14 protein-coding genes, 3 pseudogenes and 1 CRISPR repeat array (1 of these 18 running past the window's edge) are annotated in these 23,736 nt (G+C 42.3%); of the genes and pseudogenes, 4 read left to right on the plus strand and 13 right to left on the minus strand.

Annotation, left to right across the window (positions count from 1 at the left end; translation table 11 throughout):
• Positions 1-2,129: a CRISPR direct-repeat array (repeat unit 37 nt; unit sequence GTTTCAATCCTTGTTTTAGTGGATTTTGCTCTCGAAT) (it extends 614 nt beyond the left edge of the window).
• Positions 2,130-2,422: 293 nt separating this feature from the next.
• Positions 2,423-3,772: a M28 family peptidase gene (locus ACZ5A8_RS14000; protein ID WP_464529780.1), complete on the plus strand. Its 1,350-nt coding sequence runs from the start codon at positions 2,423-2,425 to the stop codon at positions 3,770-3,772.
• On the opposite strand, the gene ACZ5A8_RS14005 is transcribed toward ACZ5A8_RS14000, so the two are convergent.
• The 3 genes from ACZ5A8_RS14005 to ACZ5A8_RS14015 all read right to left on the minus strand — a co-directional run bounded on the left by ACZ5A8_RS14005 (position 3,769) and on the right by ACZ5A8_RS14015 (position 7,421).
• A complete protein-coding gene (locus tag ACZ5A8_RS14005; RefSeq protein WP_464529782.1) occupies positions 3,769-5,061 on the minus strand; it encodes a TIGR00341 family protein in 1,293 nt (430 codons plus the stop codon). The genes ACZ5A8_RS14000 and ACZ5A8_RS14005 overlap by 4 nt on opposite strands.
• Before the next feature lie 168 nt (positions 5,062-5,229).
• Positions 5,230-6,522, minus strand: coding sequence for a TIGR00341 family protein (locus ACZ5A8_RS14010; RefSeq protein ID WP_464529784.1), 1,293 nt, complete (start codon positions 6,520-6,522; stop codon positions 5,230-5,232).
• A 278-nt stretch (positions 6,523-6,800) separates the two neighbouring features.
• Positions 6,801-7,421: a DUF998 domain-containing protein gene (locus tag ACZ5A8_RS14015; RefSeq protein ID WP_464529785.1), complete on the minus strand. Its 621-nt coding sequence runs from the start codon at positions 7,419-7,421 to the stop codon at positions 6,801-6,803.
• Positions 7,422-7,984: 563 nt separating this feature from the next.
• Here ACZ5A8_RS14015 and ACZ5A8_RS14020 point away from each other — a divergent pair.
• Positions 7,985-9,463 (plus strand): aldehyde dehydrogenase family protein, encoded by a 1,479-nt coding sequence (locus tag ACZ5A8_RS14020; RefSeq protein WP_464529786.1) that lies wholly within the window; start codon positions 7,985-7,987, stop codon positions 9,461-9,463.
• A 3-nt stretch (positions 9,464-9,466) separates the two neighbouring features.
• Positions 9,467-10,897, plus strand: a complete 1,431-nt coding sequence (locus ACZ5A8_RS14025) for an aminotransferase class III-fold pyridoxal phosphate-dependent enzyme (RefSeq protein ID WP_464529788.1) — start codon at positions 9,467-9,469, stop codon at positions 10,895-10,897.
• Positions 10,898-10,994: 97 nt separating this feature from the next.
• Here the strand turns inward: ACZ5A8_RS14025 and ACZ5A8_RS14030 are convergent, their stop codons facing one another.
• The 10 genes and pseudogenes from ACZ5A8_RS14030 to ACZ5A8_RS14075 all read right to left on the minus strand — a co-directional run bounded on the left by ACZ5A8_RS14030 (position 10,995) and on the right by ACZ5A8_RS14075 (position 20,843).
• Positions 10,995-11,246: a hypothetical protein gene (locus ACZ5A8_RS14030; RefSeq protein WP_464529789.1), complete on the minus strand. Its 252-nt coding sequence runs from the start codon at positions 11,244-11,246 to the stop codon at positions 10,995-10,997.
• A gap of 158 nt (positions 11,247-11,404) precedes the next feature.
• Positions 11,405-11,539: a hypothetical protein gene (locus tag ACZ5A8_RS14035; RefSeq protein ID WP_464529790.1), complete on the minus strand. Its 135-nt coding sequence runs from the start codon at positions 11,537-11,539 to the stop codon at positions 11,405-11,407.
• Positions 11,540-12,123: 584 nt separating this feature from the next.
• The gene (locus ACZ5A8_RS14040) at positions 12,124-12,663 is read right to left on the minus strand and encodes a hypothetical protein (RefSeq protein WP_464529792.1); all 540 of its coding nucleotides are present in this window, start codon (positions 12,661-12,663) and stop codon (positions 12,124-12,126) included.
• Positions 12,664-13,111: 448 nt separating this feature from the next.
• Positions 13,112-13,352 (minus strand): annotated as a pseudogene (locus ACZ5A8_RS14045) (IS4 family transposase); the annotation flags it as partial.
• Between the two features lie 199 nt (positions 13,353-13,551).
• Complete coding sequence (locus ACZ5A8_RS14050; protein ID WP_464534143.1) at positions 13,552-15,747, minus strand: PGF-pre-PGF domain-containing protein; 2,196 nt, start codon at positions 15,745-15,747, stop codon at positions 13,552-13,554.
• 506 nt (positions 15,748-16,253) lie between these two features.
• Positions 16,254-16,322, minus strand: a pseudogene (locus ACZ5A8_RS14055) (PGF-CTERM sorting domain-containing protein); the annotation flags it as partial.
• Positions 16,323-16,332: 10 nt separating this feature from the next.
• A pseudogene (locus tag ACZ5A8_RS14060) lies at positions 16,333-17,635 on the minus strand (IS4 family transposase).
• A gap of 723 nt (positions 17,636-18,358) precedes the next feature.
• Positions 18,359-19,201, minus strand: coding sequence for a tetratricopeptide repeat protein (locus tag ACZ5A8_RS14065; RefSeq protein WP_464529793.1), 843 nt, complete (start codon positions 19,199-19,201; stop codon positions 18,359-18,361).
• Between the two features lie 275 nt (positions 19,202-19,476).
• The gene (gene mtaA / locus ACZ5A8_RS14070; RefSeq protein WP_464529794.1) at positions 19,477-20,511 is read right to left on the minus strand and encodes a methylcobamide:CoM methyltransferase MtaA; all 1,035 of its coding nucleotides are present in this window, start codon (positions 20,509-20,511) and stop codon (positions 19,477-19,479) included.
• Positions 20,512-20,603: 92 nt separating this feature from the next.
• Complete coding sequence (locus ACZ5A8_RS14075; RefSeq protein WP_464529796.1) at positions 20,604-20,843, minus strand: hypothetical protein; 240 nt, start codon at positions 20,841-20,843, stop codon at positions 20,604-20,606.
• Positions 20,844-21,047: 204 nt separating this feature from the next.
• Here ACZ5A8_RS14075 and ACZ5A8_RS14080 point away from each other — a divergent pair, with 204 nt between their 5' ends.
• Positions 21,048-23,690: a NosD domain-containing protein gene (locus tag ACZ5A8_RS14080; RefSeq protein ID WP_464529798.1), complete on the plus strand. Its 2,643-nt coding sequence runs from the start codon at positions 21,048-21,050 to the stop codon at positions 23,688-23,690.
• The last annotated feature ends 46 nt before the right edge of the window (positions 23,691-23,736 follow it).

A 23,736-nucleotide genomic window follows, 5' to 3' on the forward strand; every position in this document is an offset into this window, starting at 1 on the left:
CACGAATCAAGCTATTGAAGGTTTAAGAAATGCTTTAAAATGTGGTTTCAATCCTTGTTTTAGTGGATCTTGCTCACGAATACCGGATATATTGTCTTGGAATTCCTGGCGTATTAAGTTTCAATCCTTGTTTTAGTGGATTTTGCTCTCGAATTTGTACCCGACATACCAGTCAGACCCATTGAAAGTTTCAATCCTTGTTTTAGTGGATTTTGCTCTCGAATGAAGCTATAGTGAATGTTTCACCATTAGTATAAGGTTTCAATCCTTGTTTTAGTGGATTTTGCTCTCGAATCGTTTTGAGATTTTGTGTATACGGCCCCTACTGGTTTCAATCCTTGTTTTAGTGGATTTTGCTCTCGAATTTCATTTTCCTTTCTGTAATTTCAATCTGGTCAATGTTTCAATCCTTGTTTTAGTGGATTTTGCTCTCGAATCAAAATTGATGTCCTGTCCAGCAGGCACAGCCCATGTGTTTCAATCCTTGTTTTAGTGGATTTTGCTCTCGAATCAGACGGGGATTTGCCCTGAGACTACCAGGCGGGTGTTTCAATCCTTGTTTTAGTGGATTTTGCTCTCGAATATGCAGCAGGTTCCCCTATTCCCAATTTAGTTTCTACGTTTCAATCCTTGTTTTAGTGGATTTTGCTCTCGAATAGGATTTGATAACGGATAATATAGGAAATATGTATCAGCGTTTCAATCCTTGTTTTAGTGGATTTTGCTCTCGAATGCTCTCGTAATTTCTCAAAAATCATGAAAAGAGATAAAAAAGAGTTTCAATCCTTGTTTTAGTGGATTTTGCTCTCGAATCCCCTGTGCAGATTGAAGAGGCTGCAGCAAAAAGTTTCAATCCTTGTTTTAGTGGATTTTGCTCTCGAATATATAGGGGCAGTCTTTTTTGAAAAGTGTAAAACATAGTTTCAATCCTTGTTTTAGTGGATTTTGCTCTCGAATCAATCGTTTTTGTTGCATTTACAATACCAATCTGGATGTTTCAATCCTTGTTTTAGTGGATTTTGCTCTCGAATAGAGCAGCAGCAGCAGGGAAAATGAGCGAACAAACATTGTTTCAATCCTTGTTTTAGTGGATTTTGCTCTCGAATGAGGGGGGTATTGTGCCAAAAAAACATTATTCTCTGTTTCAATCCTTGTTTTAGTGGATTTTGCTCTCGAATCAGAAACATGCCCACATTACGCCAAAACCGAATGGTTTCAATCCTTGTTTTAGTGGATTTTGCTCTCGAATCCACCCCCGGCAGGTAAGCAGTTTTTCCCGTACAAGTTTCAATCCTTGTTTTAGTGGATTTTGCTCTCGAATATATTTGTGATTTCTTACTAAAAAGGTCTAAGTTGTAGTTTCAATCCTTGTTTTAGTGGATTTTGCTCTCGAATTTGCGAGTAAGTCTCTCCAGATCTCTTACTTGTCTATGTTTCAATCCTTGTTTTAGTGGATTTTGCTCTCGAATTACCCTAGATACAAACATTCGGATAAACACACGATGTTTCAATCCTTGTTTTAGTGGATTTTGCTCTCGAATCCAGTACCTGAAGTACAGGGTTCGGATGATAGATACAGTTTCAATCCTTGTTTTAGTGGATTTTGCTCTCGAATTATAGCAGGTTCCTTTTGCCATCCGGGACTTGAAAGTTTCAATCCTTGTTTTAGTGGATTTTGCTCTCGAATCAGCTGTCTCCAGGTATTCAGATAATTCAGATATCGGAGGTTTCAATCCTTGTTTTAGTGGATTTTGCTCTCGAATCCTGCAGTAATCCTAGTGGCTGCAGGTATGAACCTCATGTTTCAATCCTTGTTTTAGTGGATTTTGCTCTCGAATTTGAGGACGTGATTTTGTGAAAACTCGCCTACTTAGTTTCAATCCTTGTTTTAGTGGATTTTGCTCTCGAATAATACTTTTTTGGATCCGAGTGCCTTATCGGTGATGTTTCAATCCTTGTTTTAGTGGATTTTGCTCTCGAATAGGAAATTCTCTTGAAGCACTCCATATCTGAGTTTTAAGTTTCAATCCTTGTTTTAGTGGATTTTGCTCTCGAATCCAATAGCCTCAGCTTTGTATTCCAAAAACTGTGCGTTTCAATCCTTGTTTTAGTGGATTTTGCTCTCGAATAGGGCAAAGATTTCCGTTATTTGGCTAGAAAATGCCTTAGACGAGCCCTTTTTCAGGGCTAAAATTCTTGCTGGAAAATTATCAAGCCCTTTATAAATACAAGAAAATCAGGGTTTTTGACGGTTTTAAATTGTTTGGTATATTATCTTCTTTCTATTAAATCCTTGTTTTTAAGAGCTGTTTTTTCTGGGGATTCAAACTCAAACAGACTAACAATCTAATTAAAAAGTTATTTATTTTAAAAGTTCCTTCCTCCTCAGTCCTGAAAGCCAAAATGGAAAAGAGGACAAAACATGCAAAAATACAAGCCAATCATAACCAGGCACTTACACAAGTTGTGCAGCGAAATCGGGAGCAGACCTATTGGAACTTTAAACAACCACAGGGCTGAATCATATATATCAGGCGTATTTGAAGAACTCGGGCTTCAGGTAGAGAAGCAGGAATATGCCTGTAAAAGCTGGAAGTGTGAAAAAGTCGAACTATTCTGCGGGGAAGAAAAGGTTCCAGCTGTTGTCAATACATACTCAACTTCCTGCGAGGTTGAAGCAGAGTTTACGGTAGCAGGCAATGTTTTCGAACTGGAAAACGGGGATTTCAGGGACAGGATTGCAGTAATTTATGGAGAACTTACACAGGCGCCTTTAGCTGCCAAAAACAATAACGTGTACAACCCTGATGAGCATAAGAGAATAATAGGGCTTCTGGAAGCAAAAGAGCCACTTGCTATCGTTGCTGTAAGCCATAGGGCAATAAATCCTGTCCCGATTATAGAGGATTGGGACTTTGAAATACCTTCGGTTACACTCTCAAGCCTTGACGGCATGAGGTTATTGAAAAATTCAGGAGAAACACTCAGATTAACCGTAAAAAGCGAATTTGAAGCCGGCAGTGCTGCAAACGTTGTGGGAAAATACGGTAAAAACGGAAAAGAAAAACTTGTCCTCTGCGCACACCTTGACACCAAATACGGGACCGATGGTGCTGCTGATAACGGGGCCGGAGTTGCAGCGCTCCTGACAGTTGCAGAATTGATTATTACAGAATTAGCCGGTGAAGAGATTTTTAAGGATGAAATATTGAAAGAAGAGTTATTGAAAGACGAAATATTGAAAGATGAGTTATTGAAGAATGAGTTATTGAAAGATGAGTTATTGAAAGATGAGTTATTGAAAAATGAGTTATTGAAGGATGAAAACCTTCCTTTCGATATTGAATTTGTGGCTTTTAACGGGGAAGAATATTATGCTCTTGGGGAAATGCTGTATCTGGAAAAAAACCTGCCGAACTTCGGAGACACAGCCACTGCGATAAATATCGATGGGATCGGACATTATTCCTCGACTAATAATATTGCGTTTTTTGGGTGCCCGGAAGAATTTGTTAATTCTGCACTGGATTTAAAAAATAAATATCCCGGGGTTATTCGGGTAGAACCCTGGCCTGCAGGTGACCATACCTTTTTCTGGATGAGGGGGGTCCCGAGTATGGCAATAAGTTCTACAGGCACTTATGAACTATTTCATACGGCAGATGACAGGGTTGACTTCATTTCTGTAGACAAAATCGAAGAGGTTGTGAAACTTACTCTGGACCTGGTAAGAGCTATTTGCTGTTCCATCTGCTGTCCCGGGAGAATTTAAGTGGTCTGCTGCGCTTCTATGAACCCTACCCTGACCCGGACTTCTCTGCCTGTGAATTCTGTCAGGTGGTCGTCTATCCTCTGGGCTATGCCCTGGGGAAGTTCCTGCTCCGCACTGCGGTACAGGATAACAGTTACTCTTGCAGGCTCATCCAGGATTAGGTCTGCAGGTCTGTACTCAACATCTACGCTTTCAGTGACCAGTCTCATTTCCGAATATTCGGATTCGTTGAGCATCACCGACACCTCTGCTTTTGCCTGCTGTTCCATAAGCGCAGTTTGTGAGGAGACATAGGTCACAAGTCCGAGGACGCTTGAAAGTATAGCGATTGCAATTAATAGGATCATTGTGTGCGATATCACAGCGTTTCGGGCATGGTTTACAGCCGAAGACCTTGAGGGCCTGAAGCCTGCAAGCCAGAACAGGACAAGCGCAGAAATATTGATAGCAAGCACGTTCACCAGCATCAGGACAGCTGAAATGATTGCCACTGCGGGGAGCCCAAACGCAAATCCCAGCCCCGAAGTCGCTGCAGGAGGGACAAGGGCAGCTGCAATGGCAACTCCTACGAGGGCAGATCCTGCATTTCTTATTATACTGATGGCTCCTGCAATACCTGACCCGAGAGCAAGAAATAGAGACAGGAAGTTCGGGTTTGTGCGTTCGGATACCTGTGGGATCCCACGGATATCAAATCCTGGTGGCATCAGGTTCAACTCCCTGACCATAAGGCCGATCAGGGCAGCTACTCCTATTGCTAGCAAAAGGCCTGTCACCTGCAACATTAATCCGCGGGCAGCAAGTTTCCGGTCGTAAACAACTGTCCCTACGCTTGCGGAGATCGCAGGTCCCATTAAGGGAGCTATGACCATAGCCCCTATTATTGTAGCAGCCGAATCAAGCAAAAGTCCGGCAGTCGCAATAGCCGTACTCAGCACTAAAAAAGCAATATACGTAGAGGCAGGAGGTGCCAGGTCCTGTGCACGTGTGATAAGCTCTTCTCTGGAAATGCGCTGGTCAGGGTAGCGCTTTTTAAGGGCATCGATCCGCTTTGAAATTACTATCTCAGGTGACAGGACAATTGTATAAGTATCCTCACCTACTCCTGCTTTGCGCAGCTTGTCAAGCACAGGTTCGACTCCAACCGGAGGGATTGGGAACTCAACAAGAGCTTCAAAGTCTCCTCTTCCGGTCTCGTTCCAAACTGCATAATCAATCTCTTCGGCATCGAGAGTTTTCAGCACTGAGTCTCTTTTTCCATTGGGTATGAGTACCTGAACCAGACGCATAATAAAAATACGTTTCTCGGATATTTATTATTATTATTAACCTGAATGAAATAAAACAGGCAGTAGCCGGAAGTTTTAGTTCTCAGGTAAAGCCTCAAATTTATAGAAATTACGGGAAACTGGAGTTTATACTTGGGGATGGTGTTTATAATATAGTTATGGGAAGGCTTATGGGAAGCTCTGCGCCTCTACGAAACCGACTCTGAACATAATATCTTTTCCCGTAGCTTCTGTCAGGCGGGTACCGGCTTTGCTAGCTATGTCAGGAGGGACTTCCTGGTCTACCCTGCGGCCTACGAGCACGGATACCTCTGCAGGTTCTTCTAAGAGAAGGTCAGCAGGACTGTAGTCGACTGTAACTCCTTCAAGTGTCAAGCCAATCTCCGCATATTCGGGCTCCTGGAACATGGATACCATTTCTCCGTTTATTTCCTGTTCAACGATAGTAGTCTCGAAGGTAGTATAGGTAACAAGCCCGAGGACTATGGAGAGTAAGGCAATTGCCAGGGCAATGAAGGCGATATGTGATACCACGGAAGAGCGGGCACGTCCGACTGCTTCTTCCTCTGCAGGACGAAAGCCGGAAATCCAGAGCATGATAAGGGCTGATATGTTGATTGCAAGCAGGTTGACAAGTACAAGCACGCCAGCTGCAATTGCCACACCGGGAAGCCCCCATGCGATTCCCAGCCCGGAAGTTGCAGCCGGGGGAACAAGCGCAATTGCAATTGCAACCCCCACAAGAGCAGACCCTGCCCCCCGGATTATGCTGATAGCGCCTGCGATGCCTGATCCCAGGGCAAGGAAAAGGGACAGGAAGTTAGGGCTTGTCCTTTCGGCGATCTGGGGAATATCACGAATATCGAGGCCGGGAGGCAAAAGTATGGACTCCCTCATAAGGATTCCAAGTAGGGCACCTACCGCAATTGCAAGCAGGAGGCCTCCTACCTGCAGCTTTACGCCTCTGGAAGCAAGTGCCCTGTTGTCTAGAACAGTTCCCACGCTCGCAGAAATTGCAGGCCCCATAAGCGGAGCGACGACCATTGCCCCTATAATTGTTGCAGCCGAATTAAGCAGGAGCCCTCCGGTTGCAATAACCGTACTCAGGATCAGAAACGCAAGATAGGTCGAAGTTTCGGGTGCAAGGTTCTCTGCGCGTGCAGTTAATTCTTCTCTCGAGATACGGGTTCCTGAATAACGCTTCTTCAGGGCTTCGATGCGGGTTGAGACAACAGTCTCGGGTGCCAGGACAATTGTGTAAGTGTTTTCGCTAACCCCGGCTTTTCGCAACCTCTCAAGTACAGGTTCCACACCAATCGGGGGGACCGGAAACTGGACAAGGGCTTCAAAGTCTCCTCTTCCTGTTTCATCCCATACGGCATAATCTATTCCCTCATCATCCAGCACTGCCAGCACGGGCTGTCGCTTACCAACCGGAATAAGTACCTGAACCAGACGCATAATAAATATACGTTATTCAGATAATTATTATTAACCGGAATAAAATAAAACCAGCAGTAATAACCAGAATAAAATAAAACCTGAAATCGACGATAATTTTCATTTTCAGGTAAAAATTAAAATTAATCGAAACACTGGAAAATAAAAACGCTTTATGACCACTTTAATATTTTCTAAAACCTAACTGACATTACAATAGCTCTACTTTTCCGAAAAGTTAAGTTCCGATACAGATTGGTTTCGAAATGTGATATAGGCAGGTTAGTTTCGAACAATGTTTATGACTGCGAATGCCCCATCAGATACCCGCCAAAGCCTGTGACCCAGAGGAGGATTGGATACGCAATCCACCTCTCAAGCCCACCAATGCCAAGAACCGCAAAAGGGCTTGCATCCAGCATAATGTAATAGAGAATAAGGTCTAAAAGCGAGATTCCTCCGAGTGCAACTGAAAAGTAGCTCAGCGGTGCCCTCTGTATTCTGGAGCTTGCAACTGCAGACAGCCCGCCTGCAAGAAAAGCGAGCAGGGCAAAAATTGCATGTATATCTCCATAACTCCCATCAAAGATTCCCACACCAAGAACACCGGTTCCAAAGAGGCCGAGAAGCACAGTAATCGCCTGCCTCCTGAACGCGCGGTGAATGCAATAAGCAGATGCAACAATCAAAAGTCCTGACACAAGCATCGTGGTATTGAAAATGGTTGCAGACGGTTCAACGATAATGCTATCCGGAGGCAGAGTTGCACCAAGATCACTTATCGCGTTCTGCGCTGTACTGTACCCGGGATAGAGGGTCTCAGCCGTTATTATTCCCATGAACGCCAGCACTCCTGCAGTGAACAAAAGTGCTCCGGCAATATTTTCATACCGCATGCGAGAATGTGATCTATCAGCCATGTCAACCTGATAGAATAATAGTTCGTGAATATTTAGTCATTATGCTGAACAACAAATATTAAAGGATTATATGAAAGTGGAGGATTAAGAAATTCAGGGGAGCAGAAACATTCAGGAGAGCAAGAGAGTGATATAAGCCTTCAATGCAGCAGCTTGTGTTTTGATGGAATCTTTTCTTTCCTTCGATTTCCTGTGATCCCGAAGCGAAACTCGGGAAGTAAAAGCTGTTATTTTTATAAATTAGTCTGCTTGAACGAGCAAAGCGAGTGAAACAGACCTCGTGCTCCCGAAGCGAAACTCGGGAAGCGAAACTCGGGTGGTGCAACTCGGGAGAGCCATTTATTTTTGATCAAGATATTTTTGGTTGTTTTTGGTTAAAAAATCAACCATGTAAAGGTGGACGGTCAGTTTTTCCTTTTTATCCGAAAGAAGAGTCTCTGCTATTACTGCGAGAAATTTTTAAGGACTAACAGTAGAAGACTCTGAAAATATTTTGGTTCAGCCGAAACTGTTTTCTGGATATATTTATGTGGTATTGTACTCATTATTCTTAGAGGGGTCTTGTGGTTCAGGAGTATAAATTACTGATAGATGGGGAGTCGAGAGACTCATCAACCGGGGAAACTTTTGATGATATCAATCCGGCTACTCTCGAAAACCTTGCTACGATACAGGTAGCCGGAAGCGAGGATGTGAACAGAGCAGTTGAGGCTGCAGAGAAGGGGTTTAGAGTATGGAGTGAAATTCCGGCTCCGAGAAGAGCTGAGGTGCTCTTCAGGGCAGCTCGCATCCTTCAGGAAAGAAAGGAAGACCTTGCCGTACTCATGACAGAAGAAATGGGGAAAGTGCTGCCCGAAACAAGAGGAGATGTACAGGAAGCAATAGACATTACCGTTTATGCCGCAGGGGAAGGCAGGAGGATGTTTGGGGAGACAACTACTTCCGAACTCAAGGAAAAGTTCTGCATGACCGTGCTCAGGCCGATAGGAGTTGTGGGCATGATAACGCCCTGGAACTTTCCTATTGCGATTCCCAGCTGGAAGATCATGCCAGCCCTTATTGCAGGGAATGCAGTCGTGTTCAAGCCTTCAAGTGATACGCCCCTGCTTGCAATAAAACTTGTAGAAATCCTGATGGAAGCAGGCCTACCTCCGGGAGTTGTAAACATTGTGCCCGGGCCCGGAGGAAGCGTTGGAAAAGCCATAGTTCAGCACCCCCGCATAAAAGCAATTTCCTTTACAGGAAGCCTTGATACCGGGAAATGGATCATGGAAGAATGTGCAAAAACTATGAAGCGGGTTTCTCTGGAACTGGGAGGCAAAAACCCGGTAATTGTCATGCCTGATGCCGACCTTGAACTTGCCCTTGAAGGCGTGCTCTGGGGAGCTTTCGGGACAACAGGCCAGCGCTGCACAGCTACAAGCAGGCTGATCCTTCATGAAAAAATAAAAGATGAATTCATAGCAAGGCTGCTTGCAAAAATAAAATCTCTCAGAGTAGGAAACGGGCTTCTGCCTGAAACCGATGTAGGGCCTGTAATCAATAAAGCTCAACTTGAGAAAATAGAAAAGTACGTCAGGATAGGAAAAGAAGAAGGTGCAACTCTCCTGTTCGGAGGAAACAGAATGGATCCCGGTCTGCCTGGCTATTTCTTTGAACCGACTGTCTTTACGGATGTCAGGCCGGATATGCGAATTGCTCAGGAAGAGATCTTCGGGCCCGTGCTCAGCATTATTATGGTTTCGAGTCTTGATGAAGCAATAGAGATTGTCAATAATACAAAGTACGGACTTTCATCGTCAATTTACACTGAAAATATTGGAAACGCTTTCAGGGCAATTGAAAAAATAGAAGCAGGAATCACATACGTCAATGCTCCCACAATAGGTGCTGAAGTCCATCTTCCTTTCGGGGGCGTAAAAGGGACCGGAAACGGGTTCAGAGAAGCCGGAACAGAGGCAATCAAAGAATTCACTGAGGTAAAAGCCGTGTACATAGACTACAGTGGCAGGCTGCAAAAAGCCCAGATAGATACTGTATGAAACGTGGGAAGAGGGGGAAGCATTCTGGATCACGAAACACCGGAAAAGCTTGAAATATGGAAGAACTTTGACAAAACGGGAAGAAAAGAGGACGCAATGAGAGAACTGGAAAGAGAATTTGACTTTTTCGAACAGGAAGTAGGGCTGCTCGATACGGTTGGCCCAAAAGCCAGAGAGATAATAGGGCAGGACTGCAATATGGTATCCGCATGTGTATCCCGTCCTTATCCTCTGGTTGTTGACAGGGCAAAAGGCTCCATAATTAAGGACATAGACGGAAAAGAGTACATTGATTTCGTTGCAGGAATTGCTGTTATGAATGCAGGCTATTCAAACCCTGAGGTTAAAGCCGCTATCTCTGCCCAGCTGGAAAAAATGGTCCACTGCGGGTACGGGGACTTTTTTGCCGAACCCCCCCTGAAACTTGCAAAAAAGCTCAGGGAGCTTTCAAGTTACTCAAAAGTTTTTTACTGTAACAGCGGAGCCGAATCTGTGGAAGCTGCAATGAAACTTGCTCTATGGAAAACAAAGCGCCAGAACTTTATCGCTTTTTATAACGCTTTTCACGGCAGAACTTTAGGTGCTCTCTCCCTGACCTGTTCTAAAGTCCGGCAAAAAGAGCATTTCCCTACCATCCGTACAGTGCACACTGAATATGCCTACTGCTACCGCTGTCCCATGAAACTCGAATATCCTTCCTGCGGGATCGAATGTGCAAAGCAGATCGAAAACCTCATTTTTAGAAGAGAATTAAGTCCAGAAGACACTGCTGCAGTCTTTATTGAACCGATCCAGGGAGAAGGAGGGTATATAGTTCCGCCTCCGGAGTTCCATAAAGAAGTAAGGAAAATCTGCACGGATAATGATGTCCTCCTTGCAGCCGATGAAGTCCAGACAGGCTGTTTCCGGACAGGTCCCTTCCTTGCCATGGAAAATTTTGAGGTAAGGGCTGATATTACCTGTCTTGCAAAAGCCCTTGGTGCAGGTCTCCCTATAGGTGCAATGCTTGCAGACAGTGACCTTATGGACTGGCCTCCTGGCGTCCACTCAAATACCTTTGGCGGAAACCTCCTTTCCTCAGCTTCAGCCCTTGCTTCCCTCGAATTTCTGGAAAAGGAAAACACAGAAAACCACGTCCGTGAAATGGGGTCTCATGTCCGACAACGCCTCAGGGAGCTTCAGGAAAATTTCCCCTGCATAGGAGACGTCCGCGGGCTCGGCCTTATGATAGGTGCGGAAATCGTAAAATCCGATAAATCCATAGACCCCGTTCGAAGGGACAGGATCATCAGGGAGGCTTTTAAAGATGGAGTCCTGCTCCTCCCCTGCGGAGACTCTGTAATTCGCTTTTCCCCTCCCCTGGTAATGACTGATGAAGAAGCCGACCTCGGGCTCGATAAATTCGAAAAGTCTCTGAGAAGAGCAGCGAGGTAAAGGCTTTTAATATTTTTCGAAAAATTCCCGCAACTTGAGATAAGTCCCTGAGAAAAGTCCATTAGAGGGAAAAGCCCGTGCAACCGGAATAATCATCTTAAACCGTTTTTTTCACCGTACGTGACACGGGCTTTTCCAAAATGAAGTAGATAAATAGAAGAAGATAAAAAGTTAGAGTTTTAAGCAGAAAACACGCCTGTACCCATTTATCATAGTAGCCCTTGAAACATCCGGTTTTAACTATAAGGCGGGAAGTCCCCTTCCTCGACAATTCCGGTTTACCGGAAGTGGCAGGTGGGGGATGAAAGCCGTCAACTTCCACACCTTCTGTTTTTATTGAATCTGACAAATTTCTTCTTCCTTGAAACCATATAGTTCTTGTTGCATTGTCACCCCAATCTGAAGCGAGAACCAAGCTAGGAAGTGGGCAAACAGGATGTGACAACTCCCGAAGGGATCGGGAACAAGGCGGGGAAAGCCGCAAGCCGTTGTGCATCTCAAGCATCATCACACTAATATCTTCCACTTTGATTTTTCTTCACCTGCGGAACGCAGGGTAGAGCCTCTGGACTCGCTCTCATTAGAGAGGGGGATGAAGGAAGAGGATCGCTCAGATATTGTTTTTAGGCTGAGTAGTCTCAAGGAAGCCCCTCCCTCAGACGATCCGGTTTGCCGGATTGGACAGGGAGTAGTAGTTCACGTTTCAGGTTTCCTTTTAATCCATCCTTTTTTATTTTTCTATAATGATGCATATTACAGGGTCCTCTGAAAAAAATTAAGTTAAAAGGAAGGTATGTACTTGAAAAATATAATAAGTAAATAAATAAATTTTACGGTATGTACGGATGCAACAAGGGCTTATGAAAGATATTTTTAAATTATCAGTTGTATATAACTTGCAAAGGTTTTTAAGTAACATCTGCATATTTAATATTATGGATTATAAGAACAATGATAAGTTTAAGAACGATGGTTCCGCTTTGATTGTTTTTATAAATATTATTGCGATTGCAGTAAGCCTTTTAGGGATAATGGTGTGTATGAAGTAACTCATTTCCGCAAATCAATAAAAAACGCCTACTTTTATTAAAAATAACTATTTTTATTCAGGCAGTAACTCAGGGTTGAGCAATAGAATTCCCTGGTAAGTCTCAACAGAAGAAAAAAAGAGCAGTTTCACTGCCCCTGTAAAAATTATAAGCTATTTGAAAATTACAAACTATTTTTTACTTCCTTTCCTTTTCAGCATTCTTTAGCTTCTCTTCGGTGCTGTTGAGAGCGATAAACCTGCTCCTGACTGCTCCCAGCGGAAGGTCTGCACCAGGCATGAATGAGCCAATCTGATCTCCTGAAAGGGTCCTTCCTGGCAGGTTAGGTATAACCTCAAGCCCTTTTCCAACAGGCATTTCGGGGTTCTCGGTTTTTAGCCCGGAAAGAGGGCTAGAAAGAGGGCTGGAAAGAGCGCCGGATACAAGTCCAAGGGCAGAGTCGGAAACCAGCCTTGGGTGGGGCTCGGAACTAAGACGGGAATGCCCTGGAGGAGAAAGCCTGAGATCTCGCACAGGAGAGAGCCTGTTATTGAAGTCAGGTAAAAGTCCCCTGAACTGGTCAAGGGCAGGGATTGAAAAAGTAGCTGATTCGTAAACAGGAGTGAGCTGCCCGGCAGGTGACATTTCACGGTTTTCACGGACTGCACGGTCAGAAAGGTGCGAAGGTAAAACGGAATCTTCGGATTTGCTGCTATTCATAGCTTCAAAGATTGTCACGATGGTATATCAATTATACGAGGGATACTTCTTAGGCTGCTCAGCTATACTTTTCAGTTCTCTTCTGGTTATCCGCTTTGTGTGGTTGAGGTTTGAGTAAAAAAGTTAACCCGTACAACCTCATTCGCCCCGAGTTTCGCGTCGGGAGCACGAGGTCCTTTTCGCTACGCTCCGCTCAAGAGGACTAACTTATGGACAATGTCACTTTTTCTCTTCGCTCAAGAGGACTAATTTAGGAGATTATAGCAGTGAACTGAGCTCAAGAGGACTAAATTAAAATATCTCCATTAGTCTTCGGTTAAGGATTCATTTTCTTCTCCTCTTCCTCTTTGGCATGAAAGTGCTTGAAAGTACTTCCATTTTCCGTACCTGTTGTGCAAAGAGTTTCATGTTAGTTTTTTGTATTAAGTTCCTTCATTGTTTACCGAAACTATTCGTTTCTGAACCTTTCTGGAGTGAAAAGATAGTGCCAGCTGCTATCTCCTCGAATCTTACGTGCTTGGCTTCGTATTCTCGTTTCAAACTGATACGTATAAGCTGCAAGCAGACACCTCTGAGAGTTAAAACCTAAAACATGATTGCAGGGTCATCAATTTTACGTTTACGTACTATAAGACCAGTTTCTTTAGCAGTTTGTCTCAACTACTCTTAGGGAAACTTTTCAAAAGAGAATCTTCAAGAGTAGACAGGGAACGAGGAGAAACAGATACAGAGAGATTTAGGAATTCTCATAAAAAATGTGTAATTGGTAGAATTTAACACTTAATCAATAACTAATGAAGTTTGTTTATAATGCATGAGCAAAAAATATTTTCAAATCCGATAAGGATATATTCGGTTTTATCAGATTTGAAAAAGTCCTAACTGTATGATTATGTTCTCTCTAATTTATCTTCTCTTAACTCTGTACAAGAACATGCAAAATAGACAGACAACTCCGCTGACCACACTAAATCCAGGTGATTTTTCCTTTTCTTCAGTAGCTTTAGCTGCAATAGTACTTGCATTGTCTTCTACGTCACTACCTGTAGATCTTACAGCAGGTTCCGATGCTACTGTACTTTGTTCTTCTTTCTCTCCTTCGTCCCCTGTAATAACGAAAGAAGAATAGCCAGGTACATTTGCCGTGAAATAAAGGAATTGATCGTCTTCACTTGATAAAGTTACTGTTGTCGTCTCCCATTCTTTCTTCCTGTCATCATATTTGTACAGCACAATAGAAGATTTGTCTATACCATTTTCCTTAATCCATGGCTTTTCAACCTTGAAGATTATAACTGCATTCTGAATATTATCGGAGACTCCATAACCTCCGTTTCCTACCCACACGTTAAAGGACTTATAGACTTCACCTTCAGGCAGGCTTGAAACCAGAGCAGATTTGTCCTTGAGATTCTCGACAATAGCTGTAGTTTTACCTACAGTCTTCTCAGAAGTAAAGCTAATAGACTCAACAACAGTTACATTATTTGTAAAGTTGAAATAAACAGGTTTATCACCAGGAATGAAAACTTTTGCTGTATCTTTAGTTTCGACGTTCTTTTGAGGTTCAGGGGATCCACCAGTTCCACCGCCGGAGCTACCGGAACTGTGATGGCTGCCACCTGAGCTGGGAGACCCACCGGATGAATCGGAAGAATCACCGGAACTACTAGGGTCGGAAGAACCGGAAGAGTTGTTGGAACTGTCGGAATCAGATGAATTGTCAGAGTCCGAAGAACCGGGTGAACCAGAAGAATCACTGGAGTTGGTGTCACCACTACTTTCATCACTGATATTTTTCGTTTCTATGGTTATAGTAACTGTTTTTGTAGCAGTTCCATTTTCATTGATTGCAGTCAGGTTAACGTTGTACATCCCTGGATTTGAAAATGTATAAACTGGATTTGCTTCACCGCTATCACCTTTCCAGTCATTGTTGAAGTCCCAGGTTCTTCCGGTTGAATTCTCCGATAAGTCTGTAAACTGTACGGTAAGAGGAGCATAGCCGCTCGTGACATTCGTTTTGAAGTTTGCTGTGGGAATAACTTTAACTTCCTCCACGATTATATCTAATGTCTTTGAGGTGCTTCCGAGTGCATTGCTTACTGTTAAATTGACGGTATAATTCCCGGCTTTGTCGTATGTGTGCACAGGATTCTTTTCTGCGGAAGATGTCTCGTCCCCAAAATTCCAGTTCCATGAATTTGGTGATTCTGTACTTTTATCGGTAAATGTCACTGTTAGCGGTGCATTTCCTGAAGTCGCGGAGGCAGAAAAATCAGCATTTGGAACTTCTGAATCAAGGGTAATCATGTAAATATCAGAATTACCGTCAGGATTATCAATAAATACTATTTTGTTGCTGTAGATCGCAGGGTCTCTAACGAACATAAATGGTAGTTCAATCGACTTTTTAGCAGAAAAATCATACAGGGTAGTAACTAATCCTGTATACATATCATTGAAAATTATCTGATTCCCATACATTGAAAAGTCAAGTATCATACCATAGGTAATTTCAGTTGTCTGTTTCGTGGAAATATCATATAACATAATTTTATCTAAGGATTGATCCTCAAAAGTCTGCCAGGCTATCTTGTTACCATAGATAGTAGGATTACCTGCAAGAATACCTGATGTAATCCTAGTTTGCTCTTTAGTAGACAGATTTTCTAGGTAAATATCATATCCGCCATTACGATTATCGCCCCAAACAATGTAATTGCCATACACTCCTGGTACTGTTTGATCTGACGTGTTCGTAGTTATTCTGGTAGTCTTCTTGCTGGAAATCTCATACATGTAGATATCCCAATTTCCATTCCTCTTATCCTGCCATACGATCTTATCTCCAGATACGCAAGGATATTCTGCATCGACATTTGAAGTAACCCTTGTTTGCACTTTCGTTGAAAGGTCCTGCAGGTAAATATCGGACCCACCATTGCGAGTATCCTGCCATACGATATAATTACTCCAAATTGAAGGGTTTGTTTGTTCAGCTGTATTAGTAGTTATCCTGGTTTCTGTATATGCAGAACCTATTCCACAACTTGCAGTCAATATAAAAACTGCAAGCAAAATCATCATACTTTTTTTCATTTTCCACACTGGAATAAACCCCTAAACTTATTTATTAAGCAGGTTGTAATGTTGGGTCGTCCATTGTTACATGGTTGATATTACCCCGATTTGACATCCAGTATTGCAAGTGTTTGCGTTTTTGTACAAAGAACGCAAGTCAGCTCCAATTACACTGAGGTTCGGAACGAAAAGGACCTAAACTACTTTATGAACATTTGGGGAACTGATCCCAAAACTCAAAAACTACTTCTTTGAATCTTGATTTTTGAAGCAATCAATTGAGCTACTAACCAAAAAAGGCTGTGAAGCTCTTATGCATATGTGAATAAAATGGGTTTTGGGATAGGCTTGGGAATAATATTAACCAGACAATAGAGGACAACCTATGTTTATTGAATGTCAAAAATACTTTGAGTTTTTGAAAATCATACAGCCTTCATATTCAAAACTTTATATTATTATTTAAATTTATCTAAGTTTCTCTAGATATCGCCATATATTCTCAAAAAAGGTTAGTGAAAAAATCACCTCCCCCGAGATTTCAGGAATATACACAATAAAGAAACGAGTCCAAATATTAATTCAAACCCTGGAGCCTTTTCATTAAAACAATTCTTCTCTGAACCTTTCTCTGTTTACATGCGGATCCAATGCTTGACTTTCATATACATTCATTATCGTTTCAAAAGTTCTTTGAATTCCACATCTATTCAGAATTACTTTCAATAAATCTGATGCATTCTCTGCAAATATTGTGCTCCAACGTAACTGCGTATATTGAGCCATTTTTTCAGGATGAGCTGTTGAGTTTCTTACAAGAGAATAAATTCTTCTGCTAACGATTAATGTCAACATTACTGTCCAGATTAGAGTCTCAATTACCTGTACATTCTTTGTTTCAAGAACGTCAAGAGCGTATTTGCTTTTTAACTCCTTAAACAGCAGTTCTATGTCCCATCTTGCTCCATATAATTTCGCAATGTCTTTTGCATTCAAAACATTTTTCTGAATATTTATAATATGTATATGATGTTTTTCATCCTCATCATTATATGCTGCAACAAGACGTACAAGCAAATCATCTTGCTTTTGTTTGCCGTTATATGCTATTCTTTTGAATTCTATTTTTACAACTGTATAAATATTTTTCCCCGAAAGTTGTCTAATACATTCACTAACAGGTTTTCCCGCAAATTCTTTGCTTTTTGTCTTAGAAAGTCCCTCTTCAACAGAAACAAGAACAGGATTCACATTCTTCCTTATTCTTGAAACAAAATATCCTCCGTTTTCCTCAACTCTTGCAAACATTTGAGTTTTGTAAAAACCAAGATCAACAAGAAGAATACGGTCTTTAATCCAGGGACCTATTTTCAATGTTTTTATTTCAGCTGTTTTTTCAGAGTACAGAGCAACGGTTTTAGGTCCGTTAGCAACTACACTTACCATAACTCCTACTTTTACTCCAGCAGCTACATTTCTTGCTCTTGCTGCCGGAAACTTGTCTGATAAAGAGGAGTGAAGACGAATAATTGTGCTGTCCTGAATAAGAACATCCTGGAAGTCTTCGAGTTTTTTGCTAAGTTTTCTTCCAGGATCTTTTGCAAGTTCTTCTATACCGTGAATTACACACTGATGGAGGAACTCAACAAGTTCTGGAGTGAATCGATAGTACCAACTGCTGTCGCTAAGGGTTTTATTTGATTCTTTTTCATAGTCTCTTTTCAAACTGGCAAGTGTACGCTGTAAGCGTACACCAAAACCAAGAGTTAAAACCCAAAAAATGATGACAGGGTCAATTTTACGCTCACGTACTATTAGATCAGTTTCTTTAGCAGTCTGCCTTAACCATTCTTCGGGAAACATTTCCCAAAGAGTCTTCAGGAGTAGGTGGGGGACGAGGAGGCATAGATGCACTAATATTTAGGGTATTAATATAAACACATGTACAAGAGTAGTTATCTAAAGCTTAACCGATGAAGCATGAAAATATCTCTTACCTTGCAACCGTATTAGCCTTACCTAACCGTTCCTGTCACTTTCGACGAAGGAGAGCTGCCTTTCCCAGAAAAGAGGGAACAGAACAGCTACAGAATAGAAGATAACAGGCAAAAAAAGAAGCTACCTAAAAAGCCAAAAATGAAATCAGCAAAAGGCCTGTACGAATGAAATAAACAGAATTAAAGCTACCTCAGAATACTCATTTTCAACTTTTTTTCGATTCCTTTCAGTGATACTGTTTTGTGCTCTTCTCAATTTTTTGGGAAGGGCCACCAGGCAGGCTGGCGGAGGCGTTTTATTACTTTTGGATTGGAGAGCTTCGGGGGTCAAAGGAAATATTTCTTAGCCTGGGTGCTGTTGTTGATAGTATTTGGTCTCACCTGATGAGAGTAACGGTTCATGCATGCGTTGCTTTGTTTTGTTACTTGAGGCCAATTATAGCCTGTGCGGCGCAGGGATAAAAGACTGGAAAATTTCATTTCGGATGCCCAGGAATATATCAACCTGGTAATCACGGTCCACTCTTTTTTGCACCTTCTTATACTTTTTACTATATTTTTACTATATTTTTACTATATTTTTACTATATTTTTACCACATTTTTTACTATACCTTTTTGCGTCCGTATATTTTACTCATTAATCTTTGCCTCGCAGAGCTCTTTTCCCTGTTTTGCAGCTTCGTTTCCGGGGCTGAGTTTAAGGGCTCTTACGTAGCACTTGAAAGCTTCTCTATGTTCTGAAAATTCACAGAGCAGGTCGCCCCCGCAAAGGAGAGAGTTCAGGTGGTCAGGGTCGCTTTCAAGAGCGTTTTTGTAGGCTTCAAGGGCTTTTTCTTTTTCTCCCAGCTCCAGGAAGACATTGGCTTTCCAGTACCAGGTTTCAGCGTTGTCAGGCCTCATTGTAGGGGCTTTGTTTCGGGAAAAGAAGCTAAACCTGGGAAGTTTGCATGCCCAGTCAGAAGCCTGTTTAGGTTCGGCTGCCAGGGCCCTGTCGAAGACCTCCAGGGCTTTTTCCGGAAGCCCCATCCTGAAGTAAACAATTCCATTGCTGGTCAGGATTTTGGGGGATTCGGGGTCAAGAGAGAGTGCTTTTTCAAAGGCTTCAAGAGCTTCTTTATTCCTGTCGAGGGCAGAGAGCACAAAACCTCTGTTGGACCATTCAATCGGGCTGTCAGGCTTAGCTTCCAGAGAAGCATCAACAATCTCGAGGGCTTCTTTATATTTTCCGAGCTTGAAAAGAGACATCCCGGCACAAGATCGGGCTTCCTGAGCCTTTTCAAGGAATTCCTGTCCGCTGTCCTCCTTTCCTTTTTCAAAAAGCATTTCTGCGATTTTTTTCCAGGCTCCATCCGCTTCTCCATATGCAGCAAGAGCTTCTTCATATCTGCCCATCTGGAAGAAAATCCTGGCTTTTTTGTGGCTTTCCTCGGCCAGTCTATCGAGGTCTCTGAGTGCGTTTGTCATTTTTGCCATTTTTATTGCCTCATATCTACAGCTGTAAGAAAAATCAAAATTCGCGTTTTCAGAATGAGAACTGCCATAATTCGCATTCTGAATCGGTTTAGTTTAAATCAAATTTATATCTGAAAAATTATTCTGATAAATAACTGGTATTTTGTGATATATAATGTTTTAAATTTGCCCGGAGACACTTCCTCTATAGTAACAAAAATATTAGTAATAGTAATAAGATTCACTATATTAACTCGAGTTTTTAATGACTTAAAAGGGCGTTGAAGGGGCTGAACTCATCGTTTTATCCCGCAAAACTCGTTTCTTGCTTCGACCATGGCTTTCAGATTTCGAAGAGGGGTTTCAGGTGCAAGCCCGCAGCCCGGAGCAAGGATATCCACTCCGTTCCGGAGGCACCTGAAAGCTTCCTTTTTAACGTCTTCAGGGCTGCCCCTCAAAAGGGTCCTGGAGGTTGAAACGCTGCCAATTACCGCAACACCTGATTCATGAGCAGTCTCGGTGGCGGTTTTAAGATCTTTTATGCCTTCTTCCAGGCTGAGCCCGTCAAACCCACACTCGATCATGTCATATATAATACTGTCTGCAGCCCCGCAGATATGGAGCACCGTTTTTCCGCTTCCGAGGGCTTTCGGGATTCTTCCCATCCGAGGTTTTATAAGAGTCCTGAAGGCGTCCGGAGAAATCATATCAGGTGAGGAGATGGCATCTGTTATAACCACAACATCGGCTCCTCTTTTCAGGCACTCCCGGGCGTACACTATGCAAGCGTCAGTACACAGGTCGATAAGCCTGGTTACTATATGGGGCCTTTTGATTGTCCATTTAAGAAAACGGGTGGTTCCGCAGAGGTAAGTTGCAAGGTCAGCAGGACCTTCCATCCCCACAATAAGGGGGAGGGTCGAGCCAGCTTTCTCCCTGAGGATTTCAGTAGCTCTCAGGACAGCAGGGATCCTACCCCTTTCCAGAAGATCTTCAGGCAGTTCCGGAACTGCAGGAGAGATTTCCATGGGGCCCTTAAGCACAGTAGGGAGCTTCGCTTTAGTGCCCGGATCGACAATACAGCCCATGGCTTCTGCAAGCACCACCACATCGAAGGGATATCTGAGGGTTTCAAAAGAGGCATTTACATACTGCGAAAAAGCAAGTATTGCCATCTTTTCGGACTGGTTGTCAGCCTCAGGTCTGGCTGCTCCGCACAGGTCCATGAGTTCGAGTACTGGCGCGGCTGTGAAGGTACCGACCGGTATCTGAGCAGGAGTTTTGCCTTCGAGGGTTCTGAGTATCTCTGTCCTGAAGTTCGGTTTTTCCATAAAAGTGACCCCGGATTATTTTCTTTTGCTTTGCTGAAGCGATTAGCTGTACTACTATTACTGTACTACTGCGTCATATTATGTGGTTATACCTATTTACAGATACATCCGGTAATCAGGTTATAACCCCTGTACCTGATACTGAACCAGAGTAACCTGTGAAAACTCCTGTAAACAATACAACACCTGAGCAGCCTGTAGAGACACCTGCTGAACCCACCGTACCCTCCTTCACGATGCAAACAGAAGTCCAGAATTATACGTATCAACCTGATACATATTATGCTGATTTCATTCTTCTTTTCTATTGCTTCGATTTCAACACCTCTCATTTTAGCCAGAACCATCATAACCCCACTGTTATGCTTTCCTTTGAAAAACCTTCATATTTCTACGTGGCTCGTTTCAATTCAACCTTTATTCCCGAAAATAATTAATCAAAAATAACTATTGAAAGTAAAATATGTTAAATGTCGTTAATGGGGTTTATATTAATATTCATAAGGGATTATATTATAATTAAAGGGGGGAAAGAAATGAGAAATAGAACAATTTTTTCAATAATTTTAGTTTTTATTTTTATAATATCTGTTTCAGCTACCTCATCAGCAAGGGAAATTACAGTAGATGATGGTTCTGGAGCTGATTTCAGATCAATTCAGGAAGCTGTGAATAATTCTGTAACAGGGGACATAATAGTCGTGATGCCCGGAATTTATACTGAAAACGTTCGTGTTGACGTAAAAGGTCTAACTATCAGGTCAGAATCAAACAATGGTGATGCGCAGGTAAAACCGCTAAATGAAAGTGTAAGTACCTTTCTGATAACAGCTAATAGCACAACGATCAGTGGTTTAAATATAACAGGAGCCGGTAAGATGCATCATAAAAATGCAATCTTTGCTTATGGTAAGATGAATAATGTAACAGGTAATAACATTGAAAACGGTTCTATTTTTCTGGGATCCTACATGCCAAGAAATTTAAAAACCATCTTTCATGGCGATATGAATAATGTGACAGGTAATACCATTGAAAACGGTTCTATTATTCTGGGATCCGAGATATCAGGCAATTTAATAGCCGAAAATAAAATTTCTAACGGCGAAGAGGGTGTATATATTTCCTGCTGTGGAGGAAATAATACAGTATCAGGTAATACGATCTCAAATTGTTCCACTGGCATCTCCGAATGGGATCAGGGAGCAGATATTCGTAATAACAGGATTACTGACTGCGATTGTGGGATTTGGCTTTCGATGTCAAGTTCAGGAATTGAAAATAATACAATATTAAACTGTGATGTAGGGATTATTTTAAGTGACGCTTGTACTGTCGACATAATCAACAATACCATAACATCCTGTACAGAATGCGGGATTTTTAATAAGGGAAATGATGACCGTAGAAGAATCTACAATAATTATTTTAACAATAGTCTAAACGTAAAGTTTGGACCCGGCGAAGGGGGAAATATCTGGAACAGTTCACTTGCTTCAGGCAGTAACATTGCCGGTGGCCCTTACATTGGAGGCAACTTCTGGGCAAAGCCAGATGGGACCGGATTCTCCCAGATCTGCGTGGATCTGGATAAGAATGGGATTGCAGACCTGCCTTATAAAATCTATGAGAATGAATTTGACTATTTACCTCTTGTATCTCAGTCCAGCCCTCAAAATTCAATTATCCCAACTGCAAACTTTACAGCCGGCGTCACTAACGGTCCTGCACCTCTCGTTGTTAAGTTTACAGATCTTTCGAAAAACGCAATTGTGTGGAACTGGGACTTTGATAATGATGGTATATCAGATTCCACAGAACAAAACCCTGTATATGTGTATAGAACTCAAGGAAACTATACAGTCAATTTGACAGCCAGCAACGGACTCAATACTAATTCCAAACTTGCTAACATAAGCGTTGAAAAAAGGATTTCATCTACGTGGCCATTCGTATACATCACAGGTTCAAGAGGCACTGTTTATGGAATTGACACAGCCACAGGAACAGTCATAACCAAAGTGAAAGTAGGAGGAGCTCCTAAAGGAATTGCAGTCGCACCTAATGGAAAAACAGCATATGTGGCTGACCGTTGGGGTGTTAATGTCTCCGTAATTGATACTTCAACAAACACAGTTACAGACACTGTGAAAGTGGGATATGATCCCGATGGAGTTGCAATCAGTCCTGATGGAAAAAAGGTATATGTGGCGAACTCTGGCAGCAATAATGTTTCTGTAATTGATACTAACACAAATACCGTTACAGCTACTGTACCTGTTGGAAACTGGCCAGAAGAGATTGTAATCAGTCCTGATGGAAAAAAGGTATATGTAGCAAACCATGGCAACATTACTGCCCGTGAAGATACTGTCTCTGTAATTGATACAGCGACTAACATGGTTACAGCTACCGTACATGTAGGAAGTTATCCTTCTGGAGTTGCAATAACCCCGGATGGAAAAAAGGTATATGTAGCAAACGAGGGTCGTTATATCTCTGTAATTGATACAGCTACAAATATTGTTACAGCTACGGTGGATGTAGATAATTCCCCTTATGAAATTGTAGTCAATCCGACAGGAACAAAGGTATATGTGGCAGGAACAAAGAAGGGATACGCGGCTGGCACAGACGATGGTTTTGTCTCCGCAATTGATACCTCAAATAATACTATTATAGCTACAATGGATATTGTAGGAGGCAGTCCTACAGGACTTGCAGTAACCCCAGATGGAAAAAAGGTGTATGTGGCAAACAGCAACACTTCTGGTAACAATATTCTTTCTGTAATTGACACCTCTAACGATACTGTTTCAGCAACAGTGAATATCGAGATTTCTCCTGGGGGACTTGCAATCATCCCGGGTCCGGAATCAGTATTTCCAGTAGCTAATTTCAGCAGCAATGTCAGTGAAGGTTTTGCACCTCTCTCAGTCCAGTTTACCGACAGTTCAGAAAACGCAACAGAGTGGAACTGGGACTTTGGAGATGGAGCTACTTCAAACGAACAGAATCCGGCTCATACTTATTTATCACCGGGAAACTATACAGCTTGCCTGATAGTAAACAATCCAGATGATACAGATTCAAGGTTTACTACGATAACTGTGCTGGAAAGTAGTTCTGGCGATTATAGCGATTCCAGTGGAGGAAGCAGCCACAGTAGCGGTGGTTGAGGTGGATATCGACAGCACTAACCGGCATTGCAAAAAAACGGCGAAA

It is taken from the genome of Methanosarcina subterranea, assembly GCF_055385895.1.